This window comes from Aerococcus agrisoli, assembly GCF_003797145.1.
Classification (GTDB): domain Bacteria; phylum Bacillota; class Bacilli; order Lactobacillales; family Aerococcaceae; genus Aerococcus; species Aerococcus agrisoli.
Window position 1 is genome coordinate 42024 of the sequence record NZ_RKMG01000017.1, and the last position, 6335, is coordinate 48358.

General features: G+C 36.9%; 5 protein-coding genes. All 5 read left to right on the forward strand.

Features of this window, described 5'->3' with window-relative positions:
* The first annotated feature begins 207 nt into the window (after positions 1-207).
* Positions 208-936, forward strand: coding sequence for a hypothetical protein (locus EF384_RS06195; RefSeq protein ID WP_123780320.1), 729 nt, complete (start codon positions 208-210; stop codon positions 934-936).
* A gap of 186 nt (positions 937-1122) precedes the next feature.
* Positions 1123-2103 carry a YihY/virulence factor BrkB family protein gene (locus EF384_RS06200; RefSeq protein ID WP_123780322.1) on the forward strand — a complete coding sequence of 327 codons (981 nt, stop codon included), beginning with the start codon at positions 1123-1125 and terminating at the stop codon, positions 2101-2103.
* 14 nt (positions 2104-2117) lie between these two features.
* Positions 2118-3407, forward strand: a complete 1290-nt coding sequence (locus EF384_RS06205; protein ID WP_233570055.1) for an FtsW/RodA/SpoVE family cell cycle protein — start codon at positions 2118-2120, stop codon at positions 3405-3407.
* Between the two features lie 43 nt (positions 3408-3450).
* Positions 3451-3813: a glycine cleavage system H family protein gene (locus EF384_RS06210; RefSeq protein ID WP_123780324.1), complete on the forward strand. Its 363-nt coding sequence runs from the start codon at positions 3451-3453 to the stop codon at positions 3811-3813.
* A gap of 117 nt (positions 3814-3930) precedes the next feature.
* Positions 3931-6267 carry an ABC transporter ATP-binding protein/permease gene (locus tag EF384_RS06215; RefSeq protein WP_123780326.1) on the forward strand — a complete coding sequence of 779 codons (2337 nt, stop codon included), beginning with the start codon at positions 3931-3933 and terminating at the stop codon, positions 6265-6267.
* Positions 6268-6335 lie beyond the last annotated feature (68 nt).

Sequence of the window (6335 nt, forward strand, 5' to 3'; positions counted from 1 at the left end):
ACAGGCTCAAATCACTGACATTTATCATTGATTTGAGCCTGTTTTTATTTTAAAATTGAGTTTGCCGAGAGTTCTATACAAAAAAATGTATATTTGCTTTTTGGAACTGATTTTTTAAAAGTTAACCTTTTGTAAAGAAGGTATAAATAAGCATGAATTTTCACTTAACTATGATAAAATGGTTATAAGAATATTGGGAGGTAGCGTATGAAAAAGGTATATTCATTTATTGGTGTTTCTATTTTAGCCTTATCACTTGCAGCTTGTGATTCGGTGAATTCTTCTGTAGGTATGTATGCAGATAGCCCAGCGTCTAGTTCTTCAGAAGAAGTGGTTGAATCTTCATCTTCTAGTGCTAGTTTAAATGTTGTAGATGCATCTAGCGATAGTGATGATGCGAGTACAAGTTCAACAGATGGTGCGGTAGCATCTGAAACTGCAGATGACGAGAGTGTTGAAAGTGATTCAAGTGTTGAGGGTGATGTGTCATCTTCTGATTCTGTTGCGAGTGAAGCTGCAGATGCACCTGAACTTTCAGCTGAAGAAATTGAGTCTTCTATCGTAGCTGCACAACCAGTAACTGAAGTAGCACCATCTCAGGCGGTACCTTCTAGTGAAGTTGAGGGTCAAGTTGCCGATGACGGTCAAGCAAGTGCAGGCGCATATGATAACACGCGTGCACGCGAAATTTTAGCTGAAGCAGCACCATTAATTGCTACTGATTCAGAAAATGCTTTCCAATCAGATGAGTATTTCTTTATGCCAACTTTAATTAATGAAGATTTGGCGCAAATCGATGTGTATCGTCAATCACCAGATGGACAAGGGCATGCGAATTTGATTACAGTGTATCGTTATGATGCGTATTCAGGTATTTTAATGTCTATGGACATGGCTACTGGTAATTGGGAGAACGCTGGAAGTCTAGCAGAATAATTTTAGCTGTATCATGCAATCAATTTTAAGACTGATGATCTAGAAATATTGGGCAATAGTATGTCTGATTTTTTCTAGTATCTATCAGTCTTTTCTATTCATTGATAAGACTTGATTTTAACGGATGAAAACTTGTTATTTAGCCTTAAATTGAGTAGTATTAAAGTAAAGAATGAGGTGGTAAATGTGAAGGGAAACTTTAAAGATAAAATTATTCCAATGACCATGGCATCTGTGAATCAAGCGAATATTGCCGGCAGCGCTGCAGAGATGTCGTATTATTTCCTATTATCACTTTTTCCAGTGTTAATGATGATTGCAAATATCATTCCGATGTTACCATTTGATCCAGAATCGGTCGTTTCTCTACTTGAAACATTGCTACCTGATCAAGTGGAACCGGTCATTATTCCAACACTGCAATCCTATTTAGGATCAGATACGACTGGTGCTTTGTCTGTTTCCTTTCTATTAATTTTATGGTCAGGTTCCACTGCTTTTGGGACCATGCAAAATATTTTGAATAGGACCTATGGTGTAACGGATAAACCCAATTTTATTGTTTCTAGGTTGATTTCTTTTGCAATTGCATTTGTATTAGTGATTGTGGCTGTGGCACTAAGTGTGATTTTCGTGTTTGGTCAGACTTTACTAGAAACAGTGAATCAATTTATCCAATTGCCAATGGAATTATTTGCTATTTTCTCTAGTGTTAAATGGCCAATTCTCATTGTTGTGTTAATCATTGTATTTACTTTTATCTACCAATTTATTCCACAACATAATTATCCGATAAAATATTCGGTACCAGGTGCAATAGCTGCTACCTTATTAAGTGCTGTGTTATCAGGTGGATTTAGTTTTTATGTATCGAACTTTGGTGGTTCCTCAGTATCAAATGGGACAATCGGTGTATTCATCGTTTTGATGATTTATCTATGGTTGACCTCAATTGTCATTATTGCAGGTGCCTTAATTAATCACTTGGTCTATCGATTAAAACATGTTGAAGAATTTTTAGATACAAGCCCTAATTATCATACGAGTACATCAGACCACTTCCCAATTATGGATGAACAAAACATTGTGCTAGGCAAATTAAAACGCCAAGCTGCAGATATAACTTTAACGGTAAACCCCGCTAGAGCAAATGAAAATATAGATTAAAGGGGCGCATTAATTTGGAAAAACGTTCGACAAGTCGACGCTTAAAAAAGAAAACAACGAGAAGAGTTGATCCTACTATCGTTATCTGTGTCATGTTATTAGCTATGGTTAGTGTCGTGACCATTTTCTCCACTACATATTTACAATATGATTCTGGATCTTATTCCGCGACAATTATGCAAATTGCATGGTTTGCAATAGGTACCGTATTGGCTGCGGTTGTGATGCAATTGGATAGAGATACCTTATATCAATTTGCACCAGTTGCTTATGGTTTAGGTTTACTTCTTTTGGTATTGGTTTTGATATTCTATGACCGAGATTTAGCGATTACGAATGGGGCGCGATCTTGGATCACGATTGGTCCCTTATCCGTACAACCATCAGAACTAATGAAAGTTGCTTATATTATTATGATGGCCTACCTTGTACATGGCTACAATGATGAGGCGAGAAAACGCAATATTGAAGAAATGCCAGCACGTGAGCGTATCCAATTTGATTTGAAATTCTTAATCAAATTAACTTTATGGACTTTGCCACCGTTAGCCTTGATTATTGCCCAAAATGACTTGGGTACAACGATTGTATTCTTGATGATGTTTATCGGGGTTATCTTTGTTTCCGGGATTACATGGTATATTATTCTACCTGCATTATTTACATTCGTCTTAATTGCACTTATTTTAATTGTGCTAGTAGTATATGAACGTGAGCTATTGTATTCTCTTGGTTTCCAAGATTATCAATTTGCACGTATCGATTCTTGGTTGGATCCATTTGGTAATTCAGCTACTGATTCATATCAGTTAGCTCAAAGTTTGAAAGCTATCGGTTCTGGTCAAATTCTAGGTAAGGGTTTAGGTGTCTTCCAAGTACACGTACCTGTTCGAGAATCCGATATGATTTTTGCTACCATTGGTGAGAATTTTGGTTTTATTGGCTCAAGTTTCGTGGTGCTAGTTTACTTTATTTTAATTTTCCAAATGATTTCAATTGCCTTCAGTGCACATGATGCTTTCTATGCATCGATGGTGTCAGGTGTGGTTATGATGTTTAGTTTCCACATTCTTGAAAATATTGGGATGTCAATTGGACTATTACCATTAACTGGTATCCCATTACCTTTAATTTCTGCAGGGGGTACAGCTTTAGTAACTTCAATGTTGAGTATCGGTCTTGTATTGTCGATACGGTATAATGAAGAAGTTGAAGAAGAAGACTTGGCGAAGAACCCAGTTGTAAAAGCTGTTCGTTGGGTAAATAAATTAGTACCTAGAAAATTATTCAATAAACTAGTTTAGTAGTATAATAAGCTCAAGTAATGTAAATAAAGGAGTCTTATCAATGAACAAAGTATATACAGAAGATGGCATTTATCTTGAAGAATTAAATGATGGTCAAGTTCGTATTGGTTTATCTGCGTATGGGTCTGATGCGGTAGGAGAAGTTTCTTACTTTACCTTTTTAAATGAAGACGAGCTTGTAGCAGATCAACCTTTTTTCTCAGTAGAAGGTTCTAAAGCAGTAACGGATATGGTAGCACCGATTTCAGGGAAAGTTGTTGAACGTCATGATGCATTAGTTGACGAACCTGAAATTCTAAATGCCTTAGATGAAAAAGAAAAATGGATTGTAACCGTGCAAACAGAACAAGCTGTTGCTTGGGATCAATTTTTAGCTGAAGATTTACCGATTGAAGAAGCTTAAGAAATCGAAAACCTAGTTTAGATTGTATAAATAAGATACAATCAAACTAGGTTTTTTTGATAAATCATTTCGTCATCTGTCAGTATGAGTTAACTGACGACTAAGGAGATAAACAAAATGTTAGCATTAAAAAATTTAAAGAAAACATATGTTGTGGGTGGCACAACAACGCACGCCTTAAATGATGTATCGTTGTCATTTAGAAAACAGGAATTTGTGGCGATACTAGGGCCTTCTGGTTCTGGGAAAACGACCTTATTAAATGTGATTGGTGGCCTTGATCAATATGATTCAGGGGATATGATTATCAATGGTCAATCTACCAAAAACTTTAAGGATATTGATTGGGATGCCTACCGTAATAATTCAATTGGCTTTGTTTTCCAATCATATAATATTATTGGTCATCTGGATGTGATTTCCAACGTTGAGTTAGGAATGACCTTATCAGGTGTTAGCAAGGCTGAAAAACATGCGAAAGCAGAAGAAGCTTTAACCCGAGTTGGTTTAAAAGACCATATGAACAAACAACCTAACCAATTATCTGGTGGACAATTACAACGTGTGGCTATAGCACGTGCCTTAGCTAATGATCCGGATGTGTTGTTATGTGATGAACCGACTGGAGCCTTAGATTCAGAAACTGGGCTACAAATTATGGAATTGATTCAAGAGCTAGCGCAAGAAAAATTGGTTATTATGGTTACCCATGATGCAGACTTGGCATATCAATATGCAAATCGTATTATCAAGTTTAAGGATGGGGAAGTATTAGATGATTCAAATCCTTATGATAATACAGATGGTGACGCTAAATTAGATATGAAACGCACTGGTATGTCTTATCTAACTGCCTTGAATCTTTCGTTTAAAAATATTATGACGAAAAAAGGGCGTACATTTATTACGTCATTTGCCTCAAGCATTGGGATTATATCAATTGCTGTCGTTTTATCTTTATCAAATGGGTTCCAAAAACAAATTGATGCAACTCAGGCTGAAACGAGTGCGCAATATCCAATTACTGTGGCTAGTGTAGCGAATAATTCGACCGCAATCACGATTTCAAATGAAGAACAAACAGCTTATCCATCTACAGATACTGTCATTGCTAGTGAAGATGAAGCTACGGCCAATCAACATGAAAATAACCTTACGCAAGAATATGTAGATTATGTTCAAGATATCGATCCATCACTTATTGCAGCCCTGAATTATACCTATGCAGCTCAAATGAATATGCTACGTGAAGTAGATGGAGAAGTGCAATCAGTTGTCTTCTCTAATTATGAACAAGATTCTGCAACCGGAGATATTCAAAGCTTCTATGCAACTGAAATGGGAACGGGTGCTTCTACCTTCCCAGAATCTCCAGAGGGTGATGACAATGCCTTCTTGAGCGAAAATTATGATGTACTAGCTGGTGACTTGCCAAGTGAAACAACAGACCTTGTGCTTGTTGTAGATAAATTTAATAACGTCAATATCAATGCCTTAAACAACTTAGGTTTTAGTTATGAAGATGGGGAAGCCATCAATTTTGACGACATTATCGGCACTGAAATTAGCCTAGTAAGTAATGATGCCTACTATCAAGAATTGCCTACAGGTAATTTTGTGCCAAATCAAGATATAGCTGTAGTTTATGACAATGACTCGAATCAAACCTTACGTATAGCTGCTGTAATTCGTCCAAAAGAAGATGCAACGATGGCTATCTTAAATCAAGGTATCAACTATTCGAACGCATTAACGCAAGAAGTAATTGCTGATAGCCAAGATTCTGCCATTGTTCAAGCGCAAAAAGATAGTGACCTATCAGTGATTACCGGTCAAACCCTAGATGAGGAAGCTAAAGCAACAGCCTTAACAAGTTTAGGTGCAGACGCAATGCCGACTTCTATCATGATTTATCCAAAAGATTTTGAAACGAAAGATCAAGTATTGGATTACTTAGATGCCTATAACGAGGATAAAGCTGAAGAAGATAAAATTCTTTATACCGATTTAGCAAGTACCATGACTGAGTTAACAGGTGGTTTGATGGATGCCACAACTTATGTGCTTGTTGCATTTGCAGGTATTTCACTCGTGACATCAATGATTATGATTGGGATTATTACCTATACTTCAGTCCTTGAACGTACCAAAGAAATTGGTGTTTTGAAAGCCTTAGGTGCACGTAAGAAAGATATTACCCGTGTGTTTGACTCTGAAACATTAATTCTAGGTGTTCTATCGGGCCTATTGGGTGTTGCCGTAGCCTATGCCTTAACATTCCCAATTAATACGATTATCGAAAATCTGACAGACTTGAAAAATGTAGCGCAATTAGATCCACGACATGCAGTCATCTTATTGATCATTTCGACTGTATTAACTGTACTTGGCGGTCACATTCCTGCTCGTATGGCGGCGAAAAAAGATGCTGCTGAAGCTTTGCGTGCAGACTAGTCACTCGTCAACAACTGAAATCGCACAAACAAAAAAGCTGAGACTTTGTATAGTGGACCCAAAAAGTT